The organism is Sphingomonas sp. M1-B02, from assembly GCF_026167525.1.
Taxonomy (GTDB): Bacteria; Pseudomonadota; Alphaproteobacteria; order Sphingomonadales; family Sphingomonadaceae; genus Sphingomonas.
Genome location: NZ_CP110679.1, coordinates 1,077,752 through 1,099,189, shown reverse-complemented (window position 1 = coordinate 1,099,189; position 21,438 = coordinate 1,077,752). Strand labels below are relative to the sequence as shown.

Below are 21,438 nucleotides of genomic sequence, written 5' to 3'. Positions count from 1 at the left end.
GTCGCCGGCCACGGCCGTACCGCGGCGGCGACGCTTGGGCGGATGCGCGCTGCTGGTAGCAGTGCTGGCGCTGCTCGCTCTCGGCGTGGGGGTGCTGCAGCTGTGGGGCGGGGCCGGCCCCGCGCCGACCAACCTGACCGTGATGATCCCCGAGGGCGCGACCCTCACCCGCGCCGCGACCGAGCTTGAGAAAGCCGGAGCGATCACGTCAGCGCGCCGTTTCGTCTTGCTCTCGAAGTTTCTCGGCAGCGGCGAGGCGATCAAGGCCGGCGAATATCGCGTACCGGCGCGGCTCAGCCAGGCCGACATCCTCAAACTGCTGCAGGGCGGACGCACGCTCCAGCGCTTCGTCATGATTCCGGAGGGCATGCCCTCGATCCTCGTTCACGAAAGGGTGATGGCGGCACCGCAGCTCAGCGGCCCGGTCACGGTGCCGGCTGAGGGAAGCGTCCTGCCCGACAGCTATTCCTACAATCGCGGCGACACCCGCCAAGCGATCCTAGATCGGATGCAGAAAGCGATGTCCGATTATCTCGCCAAAGCGTGGGAGAAGCGCAAGCCCGGCATCGCGGTGAACACCCCGCTCGAGGCGCTGACGCTGGCGTCGATCGTCGAGAAGGAAACCGGCAAACCCGAGGAGCGGCGTACCGTGGCCGCCGTCTATTCGAACCGGCTGCGGCGTAACATGATGCTCCAGGCCGATCCGACGATCATCTACCCGATCACCAAGGGCAAGCCGCTGGGTCGCCGCATCCTCCAGTCCGAACTGCGCGCGGTAAACCAGTATAATACCTATGCGATGACCGGGCTGCCGGCCGGGCCGATCGCCAATCCGGGCCGCGCCAGCATCGACGCGGTGCTCGATCCGGCGCAGACCAGCGCGCTCTATTTCGTGGCCGACGGCACCGGCGGGCATGTTTTTGCCGATACGCTCGAACAGCATAATGCCAATGTCCAGAAATGGTATGCACTGCGGCGGGCGCGCGGGGAGATGTGAGACGCTCAGTTCGCGGCCGGTCCCTGTAGCCCCGGCGGCGGCGTGGCATCCTCCGCATCGGGGTCGCGCCCCTGCTCGCGATCGAGCGAGCGCATCGCCTGGGTGACCGAAAGTCCGTGCAGCAGGATCGACAACAAAGCGACGAGTCCGACGATCGCCCAGAGCCGCTCTCCCATCCCAAGCTCCATATGGTTCAGGCCATAAGCGAGATAATAGAATGACCCCACCCCGCGAATGCCGAAGAAAGCAAGGGTGAGCTTTTCGGTCTTGCTCGCCTTGAAGCCGATCAGCGCGATCAGACCCCCCGCCGGGCGGACCACGAGCAGAATGAACAGCGCGGCGGCGATATCGACCCATTGTAGCGCGCTCAGCAGCCCGCTCACCATCGCGCCGCCGAACAGCAGCAACAGCACCATCATCGCCAACCGTTCGATCTGCTCGGTGATGTCGTGCATCTGCCGGTTGAAATCATGGTTGCGGTGCGACCGGCGCAGCGTCAGCGCCGTGATGAAGACGGCCAGGAAGCCATAGCAGTGGATCACTTCGGTCAGGCCGTAGGAGACGAAGGTCGCCGAGATTGCGATGAGCCCGTCACCGGTCTTGGCCAGCTTGGTGTCGGCGGGCACGTGGAAGGTGAGCCAGCCGAACGCCTTGCCGATCAGCCAGCCCGCAGCGACGCCGCCGACGATCTCCCACAGCACATTGTACAGCACCCATTCCCCCAGCCACGGCTCGCCGGTCGTCGCGGCGAGGCCAAGGACGATGGCGAGGTGCACGAACGGAAAGGCAAGGCCGTCGTTGAGCCCAGCCTCGGACGTGAGCCCGAAGCGCACCTCATCCTCCTCGCCCGATTTGGGCGGCCCGACCTGAACATCGGAGGCAAGCACCGGATCGGTTGGCGCCAGGGTGGCCGCGAGCAGCAGGGCCGCGACCCAGGGCAGCCCCAGCAGCCCGCCGCCCAGCAGGGTGATCGCCAGGATGCCCAGGGGCATCGTGATTGCCAGCAGTCGCCAGGTTACGCTCCACCGCTTCCAGCCGAACGGCCGATCCAGCTTCAGGCCCGCCCCCATCAGCGCGATGATCACGACGAATTCGGTGAAGCGCTCGGTGATCTCGGGATAGTCGAGCGGTAGCGGGCGCAGCGTGACCATTGGCAGCGAGAAGATCGCGGCGCCGATGCCGATGCAGATGATCGGCAGCGACAGCGGCACGCGCTTGAGCGCCAACGGCAGCCAGGCGACCAGCGCGATCAGCACGCCGGCCCCCGTCAGGATCAGGATATAGGGATCGGGGGCCAGGTCTTTGATTTCCACCGACGCCCAACGACGCATGGGCCCAAGCGTTCAGATATCGTGGGCCGAAGACGAAATATATCCCGGCGCCCGCCGATCGGCCGCCCTATCGCGGCAGCGCGGCGGCGGCCCTCGCCTTGGCTTCGACATCGTCCATCGTGCCGGTCGCGATCCAGCTGCCGCCGACGCACAGCACCGGGTCGAACGCCAGCCACTCGGGTGCGCTCGCCAGCGTGACGCCGCCGGTGGGGCAGAATTTCCCCTGATAGAAAGGCGCGGCGAGCGCCTTGAGCGCCTTGAGCCCGCCCGAAGTCTCCGCGGGGAAGAATTTGAAATGATCGAGCCCCAGATCGAGCCCGCGCATGATGTCCGCGGCGCTGGCGATGCCGGGCAGATAGGGCACGCCGCTGGCGATGATCGGCGCGGCGAGCGTCTCGGTCAGCCCGGGCGAGACGATGAACTCGACATCGGCATCCATCACCTGATCGAACTGGGCCGTATTGACCACCGTGCCCGCGCCGACGATCGCGCCGGGAACCTGCTTCATCTCGCGGATCGCGTCGAGCGCGGCGGGCGTGCGCATCGTCACTTCGAGCACGCGCAGGCCACCGCGGACCAGCGCCTCGGCCAGTGGGCGGGCGGTGGCGGCATCCTCGATCACCAGCACCGGGATGACCGGCGCGGTGCGCATGATGTCTTCGATGGTCAACGGGCATGCTCCTGGGCGAAGGCCGCGGCGGCGCCATACAGGCCCGGCTGCGGATGCGTGATCAGCTTGACGGGGATCGACGCCATCAGGTTGCGGAAGCGACCCTTGGCAACGAAACGCTCGCCGAAGCCCGATTGCAGCAAATGATCCTTCAGGCGCAAGCCCAGACCGCCGGCGATGACGACTCCGGTGGGCCCATGGGTGAGCGCCAGATCGCCCGCGACCGCGCCCAGGCTCAGGCAGAAGCGATCGAGCGCGGCGGCGGCCAGGCTGTCTTTGCCCTCGAACGCCAGGTCCCACAGTTGCCGGTCGTCGTGCCGCGGGACGGGGCGGCGCTCGAGCTCGGCCAGCGTCTCGTAGATCGCGACGATCGCCGGCCCGGCGACGATCCGCTCGGTCGAGACGCGCGTATAGGTCTTGCGCAAATGGCGCACGAACGCGTCCTCGATCGCATCGAGCGGGGCGAAATCGACATGCCCGCCTTCGGTGGCGATGATGTGATAGCCGGCGTCGTGGCGAAACACCTGCGCCACGCCGAGCCCGGTGCCGGGGCCGCAGACCGTGATCGATCCGCGATCGGGCAGGGACTTTTCGGGCCCGCACAGATGCAGGAAGGAATCGTCGTCCAGCTGGGCAACGGCATGGCCGATCGCCTCGAAATCGTTGACCAGCGTCCAGGTCTCGGCGCCGAGCCGCTCGGGGATCAAGGCGGGGCGGATGATCCAGGGATTATTGGTAAGCTTGATGATGTCGCCGCTGATCGGCGAGGCGAGCGCGATCGCGGCAGCCTTAGGCATCGGGCGATCGAGCGTGGCGGCGAACGCCTGCCAGGCGAGCTGCAGGCTCGGATGCTCGGCGACCTTCTGCGTCACCGGCTCGCTGATCGAGACCACGCGACCTTTCGCCACTTCGGCCAGCGCGAAGCGGGCATGCGTTCCGCCGATATCGACTGCGACGACTTCCATGCGCTCTCCTGGCCCGTCCTGATTTATGTCTGTCAACGCTGACAATCGGGCTATGCCCTTCTTGTCGGAAGCGCGGCGGATGTAAAGGCCGGACTCCCCTCCCTGAAAGGGAGGGGTTGGGGGTGGGTGCGAGCGAAGCGAGCCGCTTCTTCCGCGTTGGCAGAAGCGCCGGCCGGGGCATCGAGCCCCGCCCGACGCAACCCACCCTTTCAGGGAGGGGTACCCATCACAGCCCAGCGGCGGCCAGCATCGCCGACGCGCCAAGCTCGGCCTCATCGGCCCCAAGCCGCATCATCGCGAACAGCTCGCGCCCCGTGCCCTCCGCCGCCGCTGGCGCCTCGGCATGTTCGCGCGCTGCCCATTCCGCCGGATCGACCAGCGCCTCGATCGTGCCGGCCTCGGCATCGACACGGATCATGTCGCCGTCGCGCACCAGCCCGATCGGTCCGCCGCCCAGCGCCTCGGGGGACACGTGGATCGCCGCCGGCACCTTGCCCGACGCGCCCGACATCCGCCCGTCGGTCACCAGCGCGACACGATAGCCCTTGTTCTGGAGCACCCCGAGGGGCGGGGTGAGCTTGTGCAGCTCGGGCATGCCATTGGCCTTGGGCCCCTGGAAGCGCACCACGACCACCACGTCGCGATCGAGTTCTCCCGCCTGGAAGGCGTCCTGCACCGCCTGCTGGGTGGAGAAGACGCGGGCAGGGGCCTCGATGATCCAGCGATCGGGATCGACCGCGCTCACCTTGATGCAGGCGCGGCCGACATTGCCGGTCAGGATCCGGAAGCCGCCTTCGGGGGAGAAAGGTGCATCGAGCGTGCGGACGATCGTCTCGTCACCGCTCTTCTCGGGCAAGTCGCGCCAGATCAGCCGATCCTCCTCGATCGCCGACTGGCGCGCATAGGCCGGCATGCCGTCCTTCGCGATCGTCAGCGTGTCGCCGTGCATCAGCCCGCCCTTGAGCAGTTCGCGGATCACGAAGGCGGGGCCGCCGGCATCCTCGAAGCCGTTCACGTCCGCCGAGCCATTTGGGTACACTCGCGTCAGCAGCGGCACCGCGCGCGAGAGGCGGTCAAAATCCTCCCAGTCGATCACGATCCCCGCCGCGCGGGCGAAGGCGGGGACGTGGATCAGATGGTTGGTCGAGCCGCCGGTGGCGAGCAGCACGATCGCCGCGTTGACGATCGCCTTCTCGTCGACGACATGGCCGATCGGGCGATAGTCATTGCCGTTCCAACCGATCTCGGTGAGGCGCTGGACCGCGGCGCGGGTCAGTTCCTGGCGCAGCTTGGTGCCGGGGTTGGCGAAGGCCGCGCTCGGCATGTGGAGCCCCATCGCCTCCATCATCATCTGGTTCGAATTGGCGGTGCCGTAAAAGGTGCAGGTGCCCTTCGAGTGATAGGCGGCGATTTCGGCTTCGAGCAACTCGGGGCGTCCGACCTCGCCCTCCGCATAGGCCTCGCGGACCGCGGCCTTGTCCTTGTTCGCGAGGCCTGAGCGCATCGGTCCACCGGGAATCATCACCATCGGCAGATGCCCGAAGCGCAGCGCCCCCATCAGCAGCCCGGGCACGATCTTGTCGCAGATGCCGAGCAAAGCGGCGCCTTCGAACACGCGGTGGCTGAGCGCGATCCCGGTGGAGAGCGCGATCGTATCGCGGCTGAACAGCGACAGCTCCATTCCCGAATAGCCCTGGGTCACGCCGTCGCACATCGCCGGCACGCCGCCCGCCACCTGCGCGGTGGCGCCGGCCTCGATCGCCCAGACCTTCATCTGCTCGGGGTAGCGGTAATAGGTCGCGTGCGCCGAGAGCATGTCGTTGTACGAGGTGACGATGCCGATGTTCATCGCCCGCCCGTCCTTCATCCGGTCGCGCTGTTCGTCCGTTCCGGCATAAGCATGCGCCAGGTTGGCGCAGCCCAGCTTGGGCCGGTCCGCGCCCGATTCGCGCTCACGGCGGATCAGGTCGAGATAGGCGGCGCGGCGCGGCTTCGAACGCTCGATGATGCGATCGGTGACGGCGGCGATTTCGGGGTGGAGGGTCATAGCTCAGCCTTGGAAAGGAGTATCGCCCTCACCCTTCCCACTCGCTGCGCGATGGGCCCCTTCCCTCTCCCGACGGGAGAGGGAGGGAGGCGCGAAGCGCCGGAAGGGTGAGGGTGACGGTCTTCACGCCGCCCAGTGCACGTCGACCGGCAGCTCGACATCCGCCAGGATCCGCCCAACCGGATAGGGCGAAGACGCCCCCTGCTCGATCGCAGCTTCCAGAACTTCGCGCTTCTTCGCGCCCGTGATCGCAATCATCAACGCACGCGCCGAGACGATCGCCTCCCGCGTCAGTGAAATGCGATCGACCGGCGCCTCCGGCGGCATCGGATCGGGACGCACGCCGATCGCGCGCCGTTCCTTCGGCCCGTTGAGCGCCTCGTCATAATCCGGGCCGGGGAAGATCGAGGCGGCATGCCCGTCGCCGCCCACGCCCAGCAGGCACAGGTCGAGCGGCCAGTGCAGATCCTGCAGCAGCGCATCGGCCGATCGGCCCGCGGCCTTGTAATCGGTGATCGTCGCGCTGATCAGCGGCTTCACCCGCGCGCCCTTGGGGATGAAGACCTTGCCGATCGCGGTAACGTTCGACAGCGGATCGCCCAGCGGCACCATGCGATCGTCGCCGGGCACGATCGTCACGCGCTTCCAGTCGAGTTTGGCCTGGGCGAGCTTCTCGTAGATCGGCAGCGGCGTCTTGCCGCCGGCGAGCGCTACGACCGCGCCGCCGCGCGCATCCAATGCACTTTCGATGATGAACTGGACGTCGCCGGCCACGGCCGCGGCCATTTCCTCGACATCGTCATATTCCCACCATTCGATCTCGGTCGTCATGCTCATTCCTTGAATTTCGAAAGACTCGCTCGCGTCCCATATGGGTGGCGCGGCTATTCGTTCCACGTCACCCCGTCGCGTTCGGTCAGCGCGACCGAGGCCGAGGGTCCCCAGCTGCCCGAGGCATAAGGCTTGGGTTTCACGTCATTGGCTTCCCAGCCGGCGCGGATGCCGTCGATCCATTCCCACTGCGCCTCCACCTCGTCGCGCCGGACGAACAGCGTCGGGTCGCCCTCGATCAGATCGAGCAGCAACCGCTCATAAGCGATGCGGCGGCGGGTGCCGGCGAACTCATTCTCGAGGCTCAGGTTCAGCGGGACCTCGCGAAGCCGCACGCCTTCGCGGTCGAGCCCCGGCTGCTTGGCCATGACCAGCAGCCGGACATATTCCTCGGGCTGGAGCCGGATCACCAGCTGGTTGGGCTTCAGCGCGCCGCCGCGCTCGGCGAAGATCGAATGCGGCACCGGCCGGAACTGGATGACGATTTCCGAGCGGCGCTCGGCGAGCCGCTTGCCGGTGCGCAAATAGAAGGGCACTCCGTGCCAACGCCAATTGTCGACATGCGCCTTGATCGCCACGAAGGTCTCGGTAGTCGAACCTTTCTCCAGATCGGTTGCATAATCGCGCACGATCTCACCCTTCACCGCGCCGCCGCCATATTGGCCGGTGACGGTGAGCGTAGGCACGTCGCCGGCATCGATACGGCGCAACGATCGGAAAACCTTGACCTTCTCGTCGCGGATCGCGGTCCCGTCGAAGCGGGCGGGGGGCTCCATCGCGATCAACGCGACCAGCTGGAGCATGTGGTTCTGCACCATGTCGCGCAGCGCGCCGGTCTCATCGTAGAAGCCCGCACGCCCTTCGAGGCCAACGGTTTCGGACACGGTGATCTGGACGCTTTCTATGCCTTGCGCGTTCCAGACAGGTTCGAATAGTGAATTGCCGAAGCGCAGCGCGAGGATGTTCTGAACCGTCTCCTTGCCCAGATAATGGTCGATCCGGAAGGTGCGGTCCTCGGGAAATGCCTGCGCGACGATGTCATTGATCTCGCGGCTCGATTCGAGGTCGCGCCCCAGCGGCTTCTCCAGACCGATGCGGACGTTGGCGCCGGTCAGTCCGGCAGATTCGAGACCCTTGATCGTCGGACCGAACAGGCGCGGCGCGGTGGAGAGGAAGATAGCCAGCCCGCCCGAAATGTCGCCGATCTTCTCCTTCAGCGAATCGAAGCCTTCGAGCGTCGAAGCGTCGAGCGCCTGATAGGATAACCGCTCGAGAAAGCTCGCGACAGCGCTGTCATCCTGCCGATCGGAAGGGAGGAATTCGTCGAGCGCGGCGCGAGCGAAATCGCGGAACGATGCGTCGTCCTTGTCCGAGCGCGCGGTGCCGGTGATCGTCAGTCCCGCAGGCAGCAGCCCATCGGCGTGCAGCGCATAAAGCGACGGCAGCAGCATCCGCTGCGCCAGATCTCCGGTCGCGCCGAACAGCAGCAATTTGCCCACGGGCTGGTGCATCTTTCGCCTCTCATCTGCTTTGGAGTGCGAGACACCAATGGGGGGGAAAGATCAAGGTGTGGACGGCTTTACTGCCCAATTCGTCGTCATCCCGGCGAACGCCGGGATCCAGAGTTTCTCTGCCTTATCGCCTGTGACCCTGGATCCCGGCGTTCGCCGGGATGACGGTAGCGGGGTAGGGGCCTAAAGCACCAGCCCCGCGACGGGATCGAGTCCCGCCATGATATTCAGATTCTGCACCGCCGCGCCGGCCGCCCCCTTGCCGAGATTGTCGAGCGTCGCGACCAGCCGAGCCTGCCCGGTCTCGATATTGCCGAACACGCGCAGGCTCAGCCGATCGGTGCCGGCATCCTCCTCGATCCTGACGAGCGGGACGTCCGCGGGAAGAACGCGCACCAGCGGCGAATCCTTATAGGCTTCGCGCAGCACATTCTCGCACGCCTCGATCGACGGACGCCGGGTGAAGGCATGCAGCGGCAAAGGCACTTCGACGACCATGCCGCGATAGGTGTTGGCCACCGCGGGCAGGAAGATCGGGGCATGCTCGATCCGCGCATGCTTCTGCATCTCGGCGACATGCTTGTGCGCGAGCCCGAGGCCATAGATGCGAAAGGCGGTGTCGGTGAATCCTTCCGACGCCCGGTCCTCGAACTCGGCGATCATCGATTTGCCGCCGCCCGAATAGCCCGAAACGGCGTTGACGCTGAACACATGGTCGAGCGGCACCATGCCGGCGCGGATCAGCGGCCGGACCAGCGCCAGGAAGCCAGTGGGGTAGCAGCCCGGATTGCTCACGCGCGCGGCCTCGGCGATCGCGGCGGACTGGCCGGGTTCGAGCTCGGCGAAGCCATAGGTCCAGTCGGGCGCGACGCGGTGCGCGGTCGAGGCGTCGATCACGCGGACCTTTTCGTTGCGGATCATCGCGACGGCCTCGCGCGCGGCATCGTCCGGCAGGCACAGGATCACGAAATCGGCCGAGTTCAGCGCATCCTCGCGCTTGGCGGGGTCCTTGCGATCCGCTTCTGCCAGAATCAGCTGCTCGATCCCGTCGCGGCCGTCCAGCCGCTCGCGTATCTCGAGCCCGGTGGTGCCCACGGCACCGTCGATGAAGACACGAATGGTCATTGCGAATCGCCGATTGCGGTTGCGGGAATATAGCCGACCAGTCCGTGCGTGGGCGCCACCCCCCAGGCATGGACCCCGGCCAGTTCGAGCACTTCGAATGTCTCGCCGGCCGCCAGCTGCGCCATTACTTCCGAATCGATCGGCGATGCGCAGCGCAGCGTCGTCGCCACGAGAAGGGTGCGGGGAAGCGGGGCTGCATAATGCGGCGCGAAGACGCGATCGGCGAGGCGGACGTCGGCGAGGTCGCGACGCACGGCATCGACTCGCGGATCGATGGGAGCGGACCGCCCCCGCAGCGAGAAGCGCTTACGCGTTAGCTCGGCGGACGAGCGGCTCGCTGACGTTGTCCCCAGCGAGGAAATGCCCGAATTCTGCAAGAAACTCTGCCCCTTCCGGTGTGCGCGCGACGAAGATGTTTCGTTTGTCGCTATCATCGCGCTGGCGGCGCAGATAGCCGAGCGTGCCCAGTCGATTCAAGGCTCGGGTTACTACGGGTTTCGAGACGTTGAGCGCGCGGGCCAATCCGCGCACCGTATGGGGCCCTGCGTCCAGGTAAACCAGCATCAGAAGCGCCATCTGGCGATTGGTGAGATCGGGTTCGCCCGAACGCACATAATCGATCAGCGTGTTCTTCCATGACGACAATGACTGTTCTGACAATGCGTTCACGATTTCCACTCATCGTTACGTGCCCGGCACATTACGGGATCATCACTCAAACGCGCTGGGTGCATAGTGGTTTCAGTGCGTTGGCGAAATGTTACGGCTTTGTTTGGGAGGTTGTCCGGTCGCGCGGCGCGGCGGGGACGCGCGGCAAGCCGGTTGATCCGCGCGGCGCCGTCCCCTATGTCGCCGCTTTCCGCAACAGGTCCTGTCTTAGATGTTCACTTTCCTGCTCGTCGTCCACGCCATCATCGCGGCCCTTCTGGTCACGGTGATTCTCATGCAGCGCTCGGAAGGCGGCGGTCTCACCACGGGTGGCAGCCCGTCCGGGCTGATGTCGGCCCGCGGCGCGGCCGATTTCCTCACGCGGGCGACGGCGGTGCTTGCGACGGCGTTCATCGTGATGGCGATCGTCCTCGCCTTCATCGCGGCGATGCGGCATTCGACGACGATCGATACTTCGCTGCAGCGTGCGCCCGTGGCGCCGGCGGCGGCGCCCGGCGCGGCCGGGGTACCCTTCGCGATCGGCAACACGACCGCGCCGGCCCCGATCGGCGCACCCGCAGCGCCCGAGAACAGCGCTGCGCCGGCCAACGGCCAGGTCCCGCTCGCCGAATAAGCGCCCGCCGCTCCCCTCCGTGGGGAGTGCCTCGATAAAAAATATGGAGTCGCGCGCTTGTCGGCGTGCGCCCAAACCCGTTAGGCCTCTGCTCCCATGGCGCGGTACATCTTCATCACCGGCGGCGTGGTCTCCTCGCTCGGCAAAGGTCTCATGGCAGCGAGCCTGGCGGCGTTGCTCCAGGCACGCGGCTATCGCGTGCGGATCCGCAAGTTCGATCCCTATCTGAACGTCGATCCAGGCACGATGTCGCCGCACCAGCATGGCGAGGTCTATGTCACCGACGACGGGGCGGAGACCGATCTCGATCTCGGCCATTACGAGCGTTTCACCGGCGTCGCCTCGCGCCAGTCGGACAATGTCACCTCGGGCCGCATCTACCAGACGATCATCACCCGCGAGCGCAGGGGCGACTATCTCGGCGCCACGGTGCAGGTGATCCCGCACGTCACCGACGCGATCAAGGCGTTCGCCCAGGCCGACACCGCCGACCTCGATTTCGTGCTGTGCGAGATTGGCGGCACCGTCGGCGATATCGAATCGCTGCCCTTCATCGAGGCGATCCGCCAGCTCCGCAACGATCTGGGCCGCGGCAATACCGTGAGCATCCATGTCACGCTGGTCCCCTATATCTCGGCGGCGGGCGAGCTGAAGACCAAGCCCACCCAGCACAGCGTGCGCGAGCTCGCCGCGCTCGGCGTACAGCCAGACGTGCTGGTCTGCCGCTCCGAGCGCGAGCTGCCCGCGAGCGACCGCGCCAAGATCGCCCAATTCTGCAACGTCCCCACCGCCGCGGTCATCCCCGCGCTCGATGCGAAGAGCATCTACGCGGTGCCGATGCAATATCATCGCGAGGGGCTCGATTCGGAGGTGCTCCGCGCCTTCGGCATCGATCCCGGCGAGCCCCCCGCGCTCGATCGCTGGGAAGACATCACGCGCCGGCTGAACAATCCAGAGGGCGAAGTCACGATCGGCGTGGTCGGCAAATATATGGGCGTGCCCGATGCCTATAAGTCGCTCCACGAAGCGCTGGTCCATGGCGGCATCGCCAACAAGGTGAAGGTCAACATCCGCTGGCTCGACGCCGAAGTGTTCGAGCAGGACGAGGAAGTCGTCGCGGCCCAGCTCGAGCCGATGAACGGCATCCTCGTCCCCGGCGGGTTCGGCGAGCGCGGCAGCGAGGGCAAGATCGCCGGCGTCCGCTTCGCCCGCGAGCGCGGCGTGCCCTTCTTCGGCATCTGCCTCGGCATGCAGATGGCCTGCGTCGATGCGGCGCGCAGCCAGGGCATCGCCAATGCCTCCACCACCGAATTCGGCCCGACCGAGGAGCCGGTGGTCGGCATGATCACCGAGTGGATGACGCCTGAGGGCATCCAGAAGCGCGAGGCAGGCGGCGACATGGGCGGCACGATGCGGCTCGGCGCCTATCCGGCGCGGCTCTCGGGCAACAGCGTTGTAGCTTCCATCTACGGCTCGAACGACATCAGCGAGCGGCACCGCCACCGCTATGAGGTCAACACCCATTACAAGGACGTGCTCGAGAGTGGCGGCCTGGTCTTCTCGGGCATGTCGCCCGACGGCGCGCTCCCCGAAATCGTCGAGCGGCCCGATCATCCCTGGTTCGTCGGCGTCCAGTTCCACCCGGAGCTCAAGTCCAAGCCGTTCGAGCCACATCCGCTGTTTGCAAGTTTCATCGAGGCTGCCGTCAAGCAGAGCCGCCTGGTTTAAGGTCGCCCCCACACCCACACTCCCTCCGTCATCCCCGCGAAGGCGGGGATCCAGGGTCGCGGGCGGTGCGGCAGAGTAACTCTGGATCCCCGCCTGCGCGGGGATGACGGATTTGAGGATGCAAATGCTGAACGCCGACACCGCCTGGCCGCTCTGGGAAGACGCCCCCCTCGACGGTGCCTTCACTCTCCAAGACCCCGAGGCGGCCTCCGACGCCGCGATCGTCACCGCCGTGGATCGCCCCTGGCTGTTCGGCTTTGCGCCCGCACGGCCAAGTGGCCGCGCGATGCTGGTCCTCGGTGGCGGCGGCTACACCCAGCTCATGGCGGGCCGCGAAGGCGTCGCGGTCGCGCGCTGGCTCACCGGGCTCGGCTATCATGCCTATGTGCTGATCCACCGCTTCCCCACTGCCGCGCACGGCATCGCCGCCCCGCTCGACGATGCGAGGGAAGCGATGCGGATGATCCGCGCCGGCGGCTTCGAGCATGCTGGCGTCGTTGGCCTCTCCTCCGGCGGCCATCTCGCCGCCTGCCTGGCCGCCGACTATCCCGCGGACTGGCCCCCACCGGCAACGCGCCACGCCGGCCAGCCCACGCGCCCCGATGCGCTGATCATCGGCTACGCTCCCATCTCCACCAACGCCAAGGGCCGCACGATCGTCGCGGACAAGCCCCCGCTGCCGCCGCCCGAGAAACAGGCGATGTACGATCGCCTCCAGCCCGACGCGCAGCTAAGCCCGAGCCCGCCGCCCGCCTTCCTCGTCTATTCGGGCAACGATCCCGTCGTCCCGGTCGAGAATGGCCGCCGGCTGCACGCGGCGTTGGAGGCGGCGGGGGCAGGGGCCGAGCTGCACATCTTCGCCGACGCCCCGCACGGCTTCGCGCTCGACACGCCGGACCTGCCGGTGTCGATCTGGCCGCGGCTGTGCGAGGCGTGGTTGCGGCAGATCGGCTTTCTCTGAGGAAAGTCCTTCACCCGCGCCGACGCTTCGATTAGCGACACGCGCCATGCCTATCCGCTTCGCCTTGTTGGCTTTCCTGCTCCTAGCCCCGGCTTCGGCCGCCGCCCAGAACCGGCCGATCCCGGGGATGGTCCGCGTCCGCATCGATACGTCGGAGGGCCAGATCATGCTCGCGCTCGACGCACGACGCGCCCCCAGGACCACCGCCAACTTCCTGGCCTATGTCGACGACGGGCGGCTGGACGGGACCAATTTCTACCGCTCGGCGCGCCGCAAGACAGATCCCAGGCTCGGCTTCGTCCAGGGCGGCGTCGGCACCGACGCGCGGCGCATCCTGCCCTCGCCGCCGCTCGAACCGACCAACCGCACCGGCATCCGCCACACCGACGGCGCGGTCTCGATGGCGCATGGCAGCAATCCCGATTCGGCGACGGGCAACTTCTCGATCATGGTCGGGGACAATCCCTCGCTCGACGCGCGCGGCGCCTCGCGCGGCTATGCGGCGTTTGGCCGCGTGATCGCGGGGATGGCGACGGTGCGAAAGATCCTCGCCAAGCCGAACGGCGGGGGCAGGGGGCCGATGCGCGGGCAGATGATCCTGCCGAAGCCGGTGACCATTCTGCGCGCAGTGCGGCTCGATGGCGCACCAAAGCCGACCGGCCGGGTCAAACCCTGGCTGCTGATGCAGCGGCGCTAGTTCAGCGTGGCGACCAGCCGCTCGGCCTCGGCGTCATATTCGGCGGCCAGCGCGCGCAGCGCCTCGATCGCCTGGCTATCCGACGTGCAGGTCAGCAAGCGGCGGCAGCGCGCCGCCTGGTAGCGCAGATCCTCGGCCCGGCGACGATCTGTCACGTCGATCATCACATTGACTGCCCCGGCAAAATCGCCGTCTTCGGTATAAAGCGGGGTAGGGAAGGGGCGGAAACGCACCCGGCTTCCATCGGGTCGCTCGGCAAGTGCTTCCATGCCGCGCACCTCGCGCCGCTCCCGAACGGCAACCGCCATGGGACATTCCTCGTGCGGCAACGGGTGCCCCGCGGTGGTGTAGAGTCGCCACGTTACGCACCAGCGATCCTCTCCCGGCGTCGGCACGCGTCCGGCGAACGAGATGCAGGCGGCGTTATAATGGGTGAGGCGGCCCGAAGCGTCGGTGAGATAGACCGGCGCGGCGATGGATTCGAGCGCCCCGGCCCGAATGTCGGCCGGCAGGCGCGCTGCGGATAATGCGGCGCTCAACAGAACGTCCGCTGTTTCCAAATTGCACTTCATGCTCGATTTCCCGCCACCCCGTATTAGCCAAACGTTGATCTGGATCAATCGTTCCACGGAAATGCAAAAGGCGCCCGGACCGCGGTCCGGACGCCCCTGCCGCGGCGCCAAAGGGAGGAAAGCGCCGCAAAGTCGTAATGGCGTCAGGCCGCGTCGCGATGCTCGATCGCGCTCGGCTGGCCGCCGCCGTTTACGGTGATCTTCTTCGGCTTCATCGCTTCGGGCACTTCGCGGACCAGCTCGACGGTGAGCAAGCCATCCGACAGGCTCGCATCCTCGACGCGGACGAAGTCGGCGAGTTCAAAACGACGCTCGAAGCTGCGGTTGGCGATGCCGAGATGCAGATACGAGCCCTGATTGTTCTCATTCTCCTCGCGCTTCTTGCCGACCACCAGCAGCAGATTCTGCTGCGCGGTAATGTCGATTTCCTCGGGCTTGAAGCCGGCGACCGCCAGCGTGATGCGATAGCGATCCTCGGCAATGCGCTCGAGGTTGAACGGGGGATAATTCTCGCTCCCGGCCTGACGCGCGCTGGTCTCAAGCAAGTCGAACAGACGGTCGAAGCCGATCGTCGAGCGGCGGAAGGGAGTAAAGTCGAACTGACGCATTTCAAATCCTCCATATGAGCAAGTTGAACGTCCGACCGGCGCCCGGATTCCGCGGCGCGGTCTTGCCGCAGCCCTGGCGGCACTGCGGTAAGCGCTATTTGGTATCGACCGGTACGGTTTCAAGAGGGTCGGACTGCTGTCGGCGCGGCGACCAATCTGAGCTTTGCGCGCCCCAATATTCGCTTGTTCGCTAATGTCCCCTGAATCAGTGGAGATTAAACCTGACACATTGAAAGGGGATTTGATGCGGCATCTCTCACTCACGCTGGCACTGCTCGCCGGCACCTCGCCGATCGCGGCCGCGGCCCAGACGGCGCCGGGTAATCAGGCCCGCACCCCCGAGGAAGTCCAGCGCAGCTCGGTCGCCTCCGACATCGTCGTAACGGCGCGCCGCCGCGAAGAGCAGGCGCAGGATGTGCCGATCCCGATCTCGGTCGTCGGCGTGAAGGAGCTCGACAGCACCGGCAGCTTCAACGTCCAGCGGCTCCAGCAATTGCAGCCGACGCTGCAATTCTATTCGTCGAACCCGCGCAACAGCTCGGTCAACATCCGCGGCCTCGGCGCGCCGCTGGGCCTGACCAACGACGGCATCGATCAGGGCGTCGGCGTCTATATCGATCAGGTCTATTTCAGCCGCGTCGCGGTCGCCACGCTCGATTTCCTCGACGTCCAGCAGGTCGAGACGCTGCGCGGTCCGCAGGGCACCCTATATGGCAAGAATACCGTCGCCGGCGCGATCAGTATCACCAGCAAAGCGCCTAGCTTCACCTTCGAAGGCCGCAGCGAAGTCACGATCGGCAATCTCGGCTTCAAGCAGGGCAAGGCTTCGGTCTCGGGCCCGCTCGGCGACGATGTCGCTGCGCGCTTCGGCATCTCGTCGACCAGCCGCAAGGGCACGATTCTGAACGTCGCGACGGGCAATTACGTCAACGAGCAGGACAATATCGGCCTGCGCGGCGCGATTCTGTGGCGCGCAAGCGACAGCCTGAACCTAACGCTCTCGGGCGACTATAACCGCCAGGATCCCGAATGCTGCGCGCAAATCTATGTGCGCTACGGCCCCACCCAGCGCCCGGCGAACCGCCAATATCCGGCGCTCACCGCCGCGCTCAACTACACCGTGGCCAGCACCGATCCGTTCGATCGGGTGACCGATCTGGATGCCGATCTCAATGCGCGCAACGTCCTGGGCGGCGTATCGCTGCGTGGCGAGCTCGATCTCGGGTCGGGCACGCTGACTTCGGTCTCGGCCTGGCGCTTCTGGGACTGGGGTCCGGCCAACGATCGCGACTTCACCGGCCTGCCGATCACAACCAAGTCGAACAACCCTACGAAGCAGAACCAATTCACCCAGGAGTTTCGCTACGCCGGCGAGGGCAGGGGCTTCGACTATGTGCTCGGTGTTTTCGGCTTCTATCAGGACATCCACACCACCGGCATCCAGCAGCAGGGCTCGGCCGCGAGCCGCTTCCTGCTCAATCCCACCAGCGCGCTCTCGAACGATCCGAGCGTGCTCGCAGGCCTCACCGCGAACAACGACATCCGCCTCAAGAATTTCAGCGGCGCGCTGTTCGGCAAGCTCAACTGGAACGTGACCGACGCCTTCACCCTCTCCCCCGGGCTGCGTGTCAATTATGACGACAAGGTCGGCAGCTATGTCAGCGTGGTGACCGACAGCGCCGGGGTGCTCGTCCCCTATAGCGGCGGCACCGCCCGCCAGGCGGCGCAGCGCGAGGCGATCCAGCCGCAGGCCTTCAACGACGAGGCCTATCGCGCCTGGAACCTCTCCTACGATCTGACCGCATCCTACAAGCCGTCGCGCGACGTGCTGGTCTATGCGACCTACGCCCACACCTTCAAATCGGGCGGGCTCAATCTTAACGGTGTGCCGGTGGTCAACGGGGTCGTCCAGACCGATCTCGCCCAGATCGATCCCGAGAAGGTCGACCATTTCGAGCTCGGCGTGAAATCGCAATTCTGGGATCGCAAGGCGACGCTGAACCTCAGCGGCTATTGGACGATCATCAAGGACTATCAGGCGATCGTGAACAACAGCTCGACCTCGACGCTGCGCGGCTATCTCGCCAATGCCGGCGAAGTCCGCGTCCGCGGTGTCGAGGCCGATTTCTCGCTGCGCCCCTCGGATCGGTTCAGCTTCTACGTCAACGGCGCGTATACCGACCACGAATATGTCGAGTTCGCCAACGCGCCATGCCCGCCCGAACGCTCGGGCGGCAGCGCCGCACCGCTGGGCAGCGCGGGGGGCACACCGGGCGTGCCGGGCCAGCCGAGTCCGGTGGTCTGCGACATCTCCGGCCAGTGGCTCCCCGGCATCTCGAACTGGGCCTTCTCCTACGGTGCCGAATATAAATTGCCGGCCAACCTGTTGGCGCAGGACGGCGAATTCTATCTCGCCGGCGACGCCAATTCGCGATCCGAATTCTCGTCCAACGCCTCGCGCTCGATCTACACCGACATCCAGGGCTACACGCTGGCCAACTTCCGCCTCGGCTTCCGGACCGAGGACTTCAATCTGTTCGGCTGGGTCCGCAACGCGTTCGACCAGGACTATTTCGAGCTGCTCGCCACCACGCCCGGCAATACCGGCCTGATCGCCGGCAATCCCGGCGATCCGCGCACCTATGGAATTACGATCAGCAAGTCCTTCTGATCGAAACCGCGCTTCGATCTCTCGCCATGGCCGGGGGAGATTGGAGGGAAGGGGAGACGGAGCCCGCACCGTCTCCCCTTTTTCGGGTTGCGATAGAGCCCGGAAATGCAAACGGCCGGACTGTTTCCAGCCCGGCCGCCTGCGTGACGATCGCTCGTCAGCCCCCTTTGTCAGGCCCTGCCCACGCGCTCATACTTGCCTATGAGCGGGACTGGAGCCCTCCCCGAACCACGGCCATTACTGCCTGCGTTTCGACAAGGTTTCGCTACGGCGGCGCGGGGCCTTTGTCACCGCTTTTGCTACACCGCGAAACGGTTTCGCGGACCCCTGTGGCGATTTGGCAACATAAGCTAAGGTCGCGGCAACACGCAGACGCATTGCCAGTGCCGCCTGCCTTGCCCTAGAGGACGGCCTCGCACTTATCAGGGCAGCCACCAGCCGCATGCTACTATCGCGCTACGAGCGAATGATCGCCCGCCGCTATCTGTTGCCGGGCCGCAGCGAGGCGTTCATCGCCGTCGTCGCCGGGTTCAGCCTGGTCGCGGTGATGCTTGGCGTCGCTGCGCTCATCGTCGTGATGAGTGTCATGAACGGCTTTCGCGCCGAGCTGTTCGACAAGATCACCGGGCTCAACGGCCATGCCGTGGTCCAGGGCTATGGCGGCCAGTTGCGCGACTGGCGCCAGATCGTCCGGCAGGCGGAGGCCACCCCCGGTGTCACCAGCGCCACGCCGTTGATCGAGCAGCCTTTGTTCGCCAGCTTCAACGGCCGCGTCGAATTCGCCCAGATCCGTGGCATGCGAGTCGAGGATATCCGCAGCAATCCGGCACTCAAGGGCAAGGAAGTGCTCGGCTCGCTGAACAAGCTCGAGCCCGGCCGCGAGGAAGTCGCGATCGGATCTCGGCTCGCCGAATCGCTCGGCGCCAGCATCGGCAGCAAGATCACGATCATCAATCCCGCGGGCAGCGCCACGCCGTTCGGGACGATGTATCGCTCGGTGAGCTACACCGTCGCCGCGATCTTCGAAGTCGGCATCTATGATTTCGACAAGATCTTCGTCGTCATGCCGATGGAGGATGCGCAGACCCTGCTGCTGCTCGGCGACGCGGTGAGCATGGTCGAGATCGACACCAACGATCCGGACAATGTCCAGCAGATCGTCGCGCCTCTGGTCCAGAAAGTCGGTGGTCGCGGCCAGATCGTCGACTGGCGGCAGATGAACCGCGAACTGTTCGAAGCGCTGTCGGTCGATCGGGTCGTTTCGTTCACCGTCCTGTCGATCATCCTGATCGTGGCCTCGTTCAACATCGTCTCCTCGCTGATCATGCTGGTGCGATCGAAGACCCGCGACATCGCGGTTTTGCGGACGATGGGCGCGAGTCGGGCTGGGCTGATGCGCATCTTCGTCACCGTCGGCGTCATCATCGGCACCTTCGGCGTGGCCGCGGGCGCAGTGCTCGGCTTCCTGTTCATCACCTTCCGCGCACAGGTGGTCCAGTTCATCGGGCTCGTGACCGGTCAGAACGTGTGGGACCCGCAGATGCGCTTCCTCACCGAGTTGCCCGCGCGCACCGATACGTTCGAGACGATCGGCATCTGCCTGATGGCGCTGCTGTTCAGCTTCCTGGCGACGCTGTACCCGGCGTGGAAGGCGGCGAGCACCGATCCCGTGCAGGTGTTGCGCTATGAGTAGCTTTGAGGGACGCGCCGTAAACGGCGCTGGGCCGATCCTCCAGACCCGCGGGCTGAAGCGCAGCTTCAAGCAGGGGGAAACCGTGATCGAGGTCCTGCGCGGCGTCGATCTCGACGTCCAGCCGGGCGAGATCGTCGCCTTGCTCGGCCCCTCCGGCTCGGGCAAGTCGACGCTGCTCCAGGCGGTTGGTCTGCTCGAGGGCGGATTCGAAGGCTCGATCCGCATCCTCGGCAGGGAAGCCGCGCAGCTCGACAGCGGCGGTCGCACCACGGTCCGCCGCGACAGCCTGGGCTTCATCTACCAGTTCCATCACTTGCTCCCCGATTTCAACGCGCTCGAAAATGTCGTGCTGCCCCAGATGATCCACGGCGCCACCCGCGCCGACGCCGACAGGCGCGCCGAGGATCTGCTCGGCGCCCTGGGCCTTGCCTCGCGCATCACCCATCGGCCGAACCAGCTTTCGGGCGGCGAACAGCAGCGAGTCGCAGTCGCCCGCGCGCTGGCCAATCGTCCGGCGCTGGTGCTGGCCGACGAGCCCACCGGCAATCTCGACGAAGCGACCGCCGACCGCGTCTTCGCCGAATTCGTCAGCCTGGTCCGCGACGAGGGTTCGGCCGCACTGGTCGCCACGCATAACGAGCGGCTCGCGGCGCGGATGGACCGCGTCCTGCGCCTCCATGAAGGCCGGCTCACTCTCGCGGAGGTAGCATGAGCATCACCGAACTCCCCGTCCGCGCCGCCGACGGCCATGAGACCGACCTGTCCGACTATGCTGGACAGGTGCTGCTGGTCGTGAACACCGCCTCCAAATGCGGCTTCACCCCGCAATATGCCGAGCTGGAGGCGCTCTATCGCGCGCATAAGGATCAGGGCTTCGCGGTGCTGGGCTTCCCCTGCAACCAGTTCGGCGGCCAGGAGCCCGGCGACGCCGCCGAGATCGCGAACTTCTGCTCGCTTACCTATGACGTGACCTTCCCGGTCTTCGCCAAGATCGATGTCAACGGCGCCGATGCCGCGCCCCTGTTCGAGCATCTGAAGCAGGAAGCGCCCGGATTACTGGGCTCGAAGGCGATCAAGTGGAACTTCACCAAGTTCCTCGTCGATCGATCGGGCAAGGTCGTCGATCGCTACGCGCCGACCACCGCGCCGCGCGACATCGAAGCCGATATCGAGAAATTGCTCTAAAGGCGTCCCTTCTTCCGCAGGGAAGTTACCTGCGCCGGAACAACCCTAGCGGCGCTCGCCGGGAAGTCGGATCACCGACGGCGGCCGCGTGAGGGTCTTGGAGCCGTCATCGCAATCGTCGCCTGCCAGCCAGCCCAGATTGGCGAGCAGCAATACCGTGCCCGGCCCACCCTTCGACGCCCGGCCCCGGCGGTCGCGGTGTGGCGCAGGACGCGAGATGCGCGGATCGCGGCGGGGTGGGGGCGGCGCAACGCGGTGCAGCCGCTGCGCGACCGAATCGGCATCGCGCCCCGCGGCGCGCCGGACGACTCGCTGGCCCGCTGGAACCGTGCTCCAATCGCTGTCTTCGGATCGGATCAGATCGGTGCCGCAATAATGGCAGATGCTGAAATCCATATCCTGATTGTGCTCGCGGGCGGCGAAGGGGATGTGACCGATCAATGCGCAAAGCAGGGACATGGCAAGCTACTCCGAACAGGCCGGCGACTGCCGGCGTTAACCAACTTTCTCCTGCCGTATCGGCACATCGACCACCATTACGGACGAGTCCGCTCCGCGCATCTG

Annotated in this window: 21 protein-coding genes; 9 read left to right on the top strand and 12 right to left on the bottom strand. The window is 66.1% G+C overall.

The window, feature by feature from the left end; translation table 11 throughout:
- The first annotated feature begins 34 nt into the window (after positions 1-34).
- A complete protein-coding gene (gene mltG, locus OKW87_RS05280) occupies positions 35-997 on the top strand; it encodes an endolytic transglycosylase MltG (protein WP_265542864.1) in 963 nt (320 codons plus the stop codon).
- Between the two features lie 5 nt (positions 998-1,002).
- On the opposite strand, the gene OKW87_RS05275 is transcribed toward mltG, so the two are convergent.
- From OKW87_RS05275 to OKW87_RS05235, 9 genes are all read right to left on the bottom strand, one after another.
- On the bottom strand, positions 1,003-2,310 hold the full coding sequence (locus OKW87_RS05275; protein WP_265542862.1) for a cation:proton antiporter: 1,308 nt from the start codon (positions 2,308-2,310) through the stop codon (positions 1,003-1,005).
- A gap of 85 nt (positions 2,311-2,395) precedes the next feature.
- Positions 2,396-2,980: a bifunctional 4-hydroxy-2-oxoglutarate aldolase/2-dehydro-3-deoxy-phosphogluconate aldolase gene (eda, locus tag OKW87_RS05270; RefSeq protein ID WP_265544006.1), complete on the bottom strand. Its 585-nt coding sequence runs from the start codon at positions 2,978-2,980 to the stop codon at positions 2,396-2,398.
- A 14-nt stretch (positions 2,981-2,994) separates the two neighbouring features.
- Complete coding sequence (gene glk, locus OKW87_RS05265; protein ID WP_265542861.1) at positions 2,995-3,963, bottom strand: glucokinase; 969 nt, start codon at positions 3,961-3,963, stop codon at positions 2,995-2,997.
- Positions 3,964-4,189: 226 nt separating this feature from the next.
- A complete protein-coding gene (edd, locus tag OKW87_RS05260; protein WP_265542859.1) occupies positions 4,190-6,010 on the bottom strand; it encodes a phosphogluconate dehydratase in 1,821 nt (606 codons plus the stop codon).
- A 123-nt stretch (positions 6,011-6,133) separates the two neighbouring features.
- Entirely contained in the window at positions 6,134-6,841 is a 708-nt protein-coding gene (gene pgl / locus OKW87_RS05255; RefSeq protein WP_265542856.1) for a 6-phosphogluconolactonase, read from the bottom strand.
- A gap of 53 nt (positions 6,842-6,894) precedes the next feature.
- Positions 6,895-8,352, bottom strand: a complete 1,458-nt coding sequence (gene zwf, locus OKW87_RS05250; RefSeq protein ID WP_265542854.1) for a glucose-6-phosphate dehydrogenase — start codon at positions 8,350-8,352, stop codon at positions 6,895-6,897.
- A gap of 183 nt (positions 8,353-8,535) precedes the next feature.
- Positions 8,536-9,477, bottom strand: a complete 942-nt coding sequence (argC, locus tag OKW87_RS05245) for an N-acetyl-gamma-glutamyl-phosphate reductase (protein WP_265542852.1) — start codon at positions 9,475-9,477, stop codon at positions 8,536-8,538.
- Positions 9,474-9,731: an SH3 domain-containing protein gene (locus OKW87_RS05240; RefSeq protein ID WP_265542851.1), complete on the bottom strand. Its 258-nt coding sequence runs from the start codon at positions 9,729-9,731 to the stop codon at positions 9,474-9,476. Before OKW87_RS05240 ends, argC begins: the two co-directional genes overlap by 4 nt.
- A 52-nt stretch (positions 9,732-9,783) precedes the next feature.
- Positions 9,784-10,137: a MarR family transcriptional regulator gene (locus OKW87_RS05235; RefSeq protein WP_265544005.1), complete on the bottom strand. Its 354-nt coding sequence runs from the start codon at positions 10,135-10,137 to the stop codon at positions 9,784-9,786.
- 220 nt (positions 10,138-10,357) lie between these two features.
- On the opposite strand from OKW87_RS05235, the gene secG reads away from it, so the two are divergent.
- The 4 genes from secG (at position 10,358) to OKW87_RS05215 (ending at position 14,145) form a co-directional block, all read left to right on the top strand.
- Positions 10,358-10,759 (top strand): preprotein translocase subunit SecG, encoded by a 402-nt coding sequence (secG, locus tag OKW87_RS05230; RefSeq protein ID WP_265542850.1) that lies wholly within the window; start codon positions 10,358-10,360, stop codon positions 10,757-10,759.
- Positions 10,760-10,855: 96 nt separating this feature from the next.
- Entirely contained in the window at positions 10,856-12,487 is a 1,632-nt protein-coding gene (locus tag OKW87_RS05225; protein ID WP_265542849.1) for a CTP synthase, read from the top strand.
- 124 nt (positions 12,488-12,611) lie between these two features.
- Positions 12,612-13,448: an alpha/beta hydrolase gene (locus OKW87_RS05220; protein ID WP_265542846.1), complete on the top strand. Its 837-nt coding sequence runs from the start codon at positions 12,612-12,614 to the stop codon at positions 13,446-13,448.
- A 46-nt stretch (positions 13,449-13,494) separates the two neighbouring features.
- Positions 13,495-14,145: a peptidylprolyl isomerase gene (locus OKW87_RS05215; protein WP_265542845.1), complete on the top strand. Its 651-nt coding sequence runs from the start codon at positions 13,495-13,497 to the stop codon at positions 14,143-14,145.
- On the opposite strand, the gene OKW87_RS05210 is transcribed toward OKW87_RS05215, so the two are convergent.
- Together OKW87_RS05210 and OKW87_RS05205 are read right to left on the bottom strand one after the other, a co-directional pair.
- Positions 14,142-14,717, bottom strand: a complete 576-nt coding sequence (locus OKW87_RS05210; RefSeq protein WP_265542843.1) for a PAS domain-containing protein — start codon at positions 14,715-14,717, stop codon at positions 14,142-14,144. The genes OKW87_RS05215 and OKW87_RS05210 overlap by 4 nt on opposite strands.
- Before the next feature lie 143 nt (positions 14,718-14,860).
- Positions 14,861-15,325, bottom strand: a complete 465-nt coding sequence (locus tag OKW87_RS05205; RefSeq protein ID WP_265542841.1) for an Hsp20 family protein — start codon at positions 15,323-15,325, stop codon at positions 14,861-14,863.
- Positions 15,326-15,569: 244 nt separating this feature from the next.
- Between OKW87_RS05205 and OKW87_RS05200 the strand changes: the two genes are divergently transcribed.
- The 4 genes from OKW87_RS05200 to OKW87_RS05185 all read left to right on the top strand — a co-directional run bounded on the left by OKW87_RS05200 (position 15,570) and on the right by OKW87_RS05185 (position 20,874).
- A complete protein-coding gene (locus tag OKW87_RS05200; RefSeq protein WP_265542840.1) occupies positions 15,570-17,996 on the top strand; it encodes a TonB-dependent receptor in 2,427 nt (808 codons plus the stop codon).
- Positions 17,997-18,438: 442 nt separating this feature from the next.
- Entirely contained in the window at positions 18,439-19,689 is a 1,251-nt protein-coding gene (locus OKW87_RS05195; protein ID WP_265542839.1) for a lipoprotein-releasing ABC transporter permease subunit, read from the top strand.
- Positions 19,682-20,401, top strand: a complete 720-nt coding sequence (locus OKW87_RS05190) for an ABC transporter ATP-binding protein (protein ID WP_265542838.1) — start codon at positions 19,682-19,684, stop codon at positions 20,399-20,401. The genes OKW87_RS05195 and OKW87_RS05190 overlap by 8 nt, the downstream gene beginning before the upstream one ends.
- Positions 20,398-20,874 (top strand): glutathione peroxidase, encoded by a 477-nt coding sequence (locus tag OKW87_RS05185; protein WP_265542837.1) that lies wholly within the window; start codon positions 20,398-20,400, stop codon positions 20,872-20,874. The genes OKW87_RS05190 and OKW87_RS05185 overlap by 4 nt, the downstream gene beginning before the upstream one ends.
- 45 nt (positions 20,875-20,919) lie before the next feature.
- On the opposite strand, the gene OKW87_RS05180 is transcribed toward OKW87_RS05185, so the two are convergent.
- Positions 20,920-21,333: a hypothetical protein gene (locus tag OKW87_RS05180; RefSeq protein ID WP_265542835.1), complete on the bottom strand. Its 414-nt coding sequence runs from the start codon at positions 21,331-21,333 to the stop codon at positions 20,920-20,922.
- Positions 21,334-21,438 lie beyond the last annotated feature (105 nt).

Coding starts and splice junctions, on each gene's coding strand:
- OKW87_RS05205 (WP_265542841.1), bottom strand. CDS start 15,325: ATGCGTCAGTTCGACTTTACTCCCTTCCGCCGCTCGACGATCGGCTTC.
- eda (WP_265544006.1), bottom strand. CDS start 2,980: ATGCGCACCGCGCCGGTCATCCCGGTGCTGGTGATCGAGGATGCCGCC.
- OKW87_RS05185 (WP_265542837.1), top strand. CDS start 20,398: ATGAGCATCACCGAACTCCCCGTCCGCGCCGCCGACGGCCATGAGACC.
- argC (WP_265542852.1), bottom strand. CDS start 9,477: ATGACCATTCGTGTCTTCATCGACGGTGCCGTGGGCACCACCGGGCTC.
- secG (WP_265542850.1), top strand. CDS start 10,358: ATGTTCACTTTCCTGCTCGTCGTCCACGCCATCATCGCGGCCCTTCTG.
- zwf (WP_265542854.1), bottom strand. CDS start 8,352: ATGCACCAGCCCGTGGGCAAATTGCTGCTGTTCGGCGCGACCGGAGAT.
- OKW87_RS05200 (WP_265542840.1), top strand. CDS start 15,570: ATGCGGCATCTCTCACTCACGCTGGCACTGCTCGCCGGCACCTCGCCG.
- glk (WP_265542861.1), bottom strand. CDS start 3,963: ATGGAAGTCGTCGCAGTCGATATCGGCGGAACGCATGCCCGCTTCGCG.
- OKW87_RS05210 (WP_265542843.1), bottom strand. CDS start 14,717: ATGAAGTGCAATTTGGAAACAGCGGACGTTCTGTTGAGCGCCGCATTA.
- OKW87_RS05180 (WP_265542835.1), bottom strand. CDS start 21,333: ATGTCCCTGCTTTGCGCATTGATCGGTCACATCCCCTTCGCCGCCCGC.
- OKW87_RS05220 (WP_265542846.1), top strand. CDS start 12,612: ATGCTGAACGCCGACACCGCCTGGCCGCTCTGGGAAGACGCCCCCCTC.
- edd (WP_265542859.1), bottom strand. CDS start 6,010: ATGACCCTCCACCCCGAAATCGCCGCCGTCACCGATCGCATCATCGAG.
- pgl (WP_265542856.1), bottom strand. CDS start 6,841: ATGACGACCGAGATCGAATGGTGGGAATATGACGATGTCGAGGAAATG.
- OKW87_RS05195 (WP_265542839.1), top strand. CDS start 18,439: ATGCTACTATCGCGCTACGAGCGAATGATCGCCCGCCGCTATCTGTTG.
- OKW87_RS05215 (WP_265542845.1), top strand. CDS start 13,495: ATGCCTATCCGCTTCGCCTTGTTGGCTTTCCTGCTCCTAGCCCCGGCT.
- OKW87_RS05190 (WP_265542838.1), top strand. CDS start 19,682: ATGAGTAGCTTTGAGGGACGCGCCGTAAACGGCGCTGGGCCGATCCTC.
- OKW87_RS05225 (WP_265542849.1), top strand. CDS start 10,856: ATGGCGCGGTACATCTTCATCACCGGCGGCGTGGTCTCCTCGCTCGGC.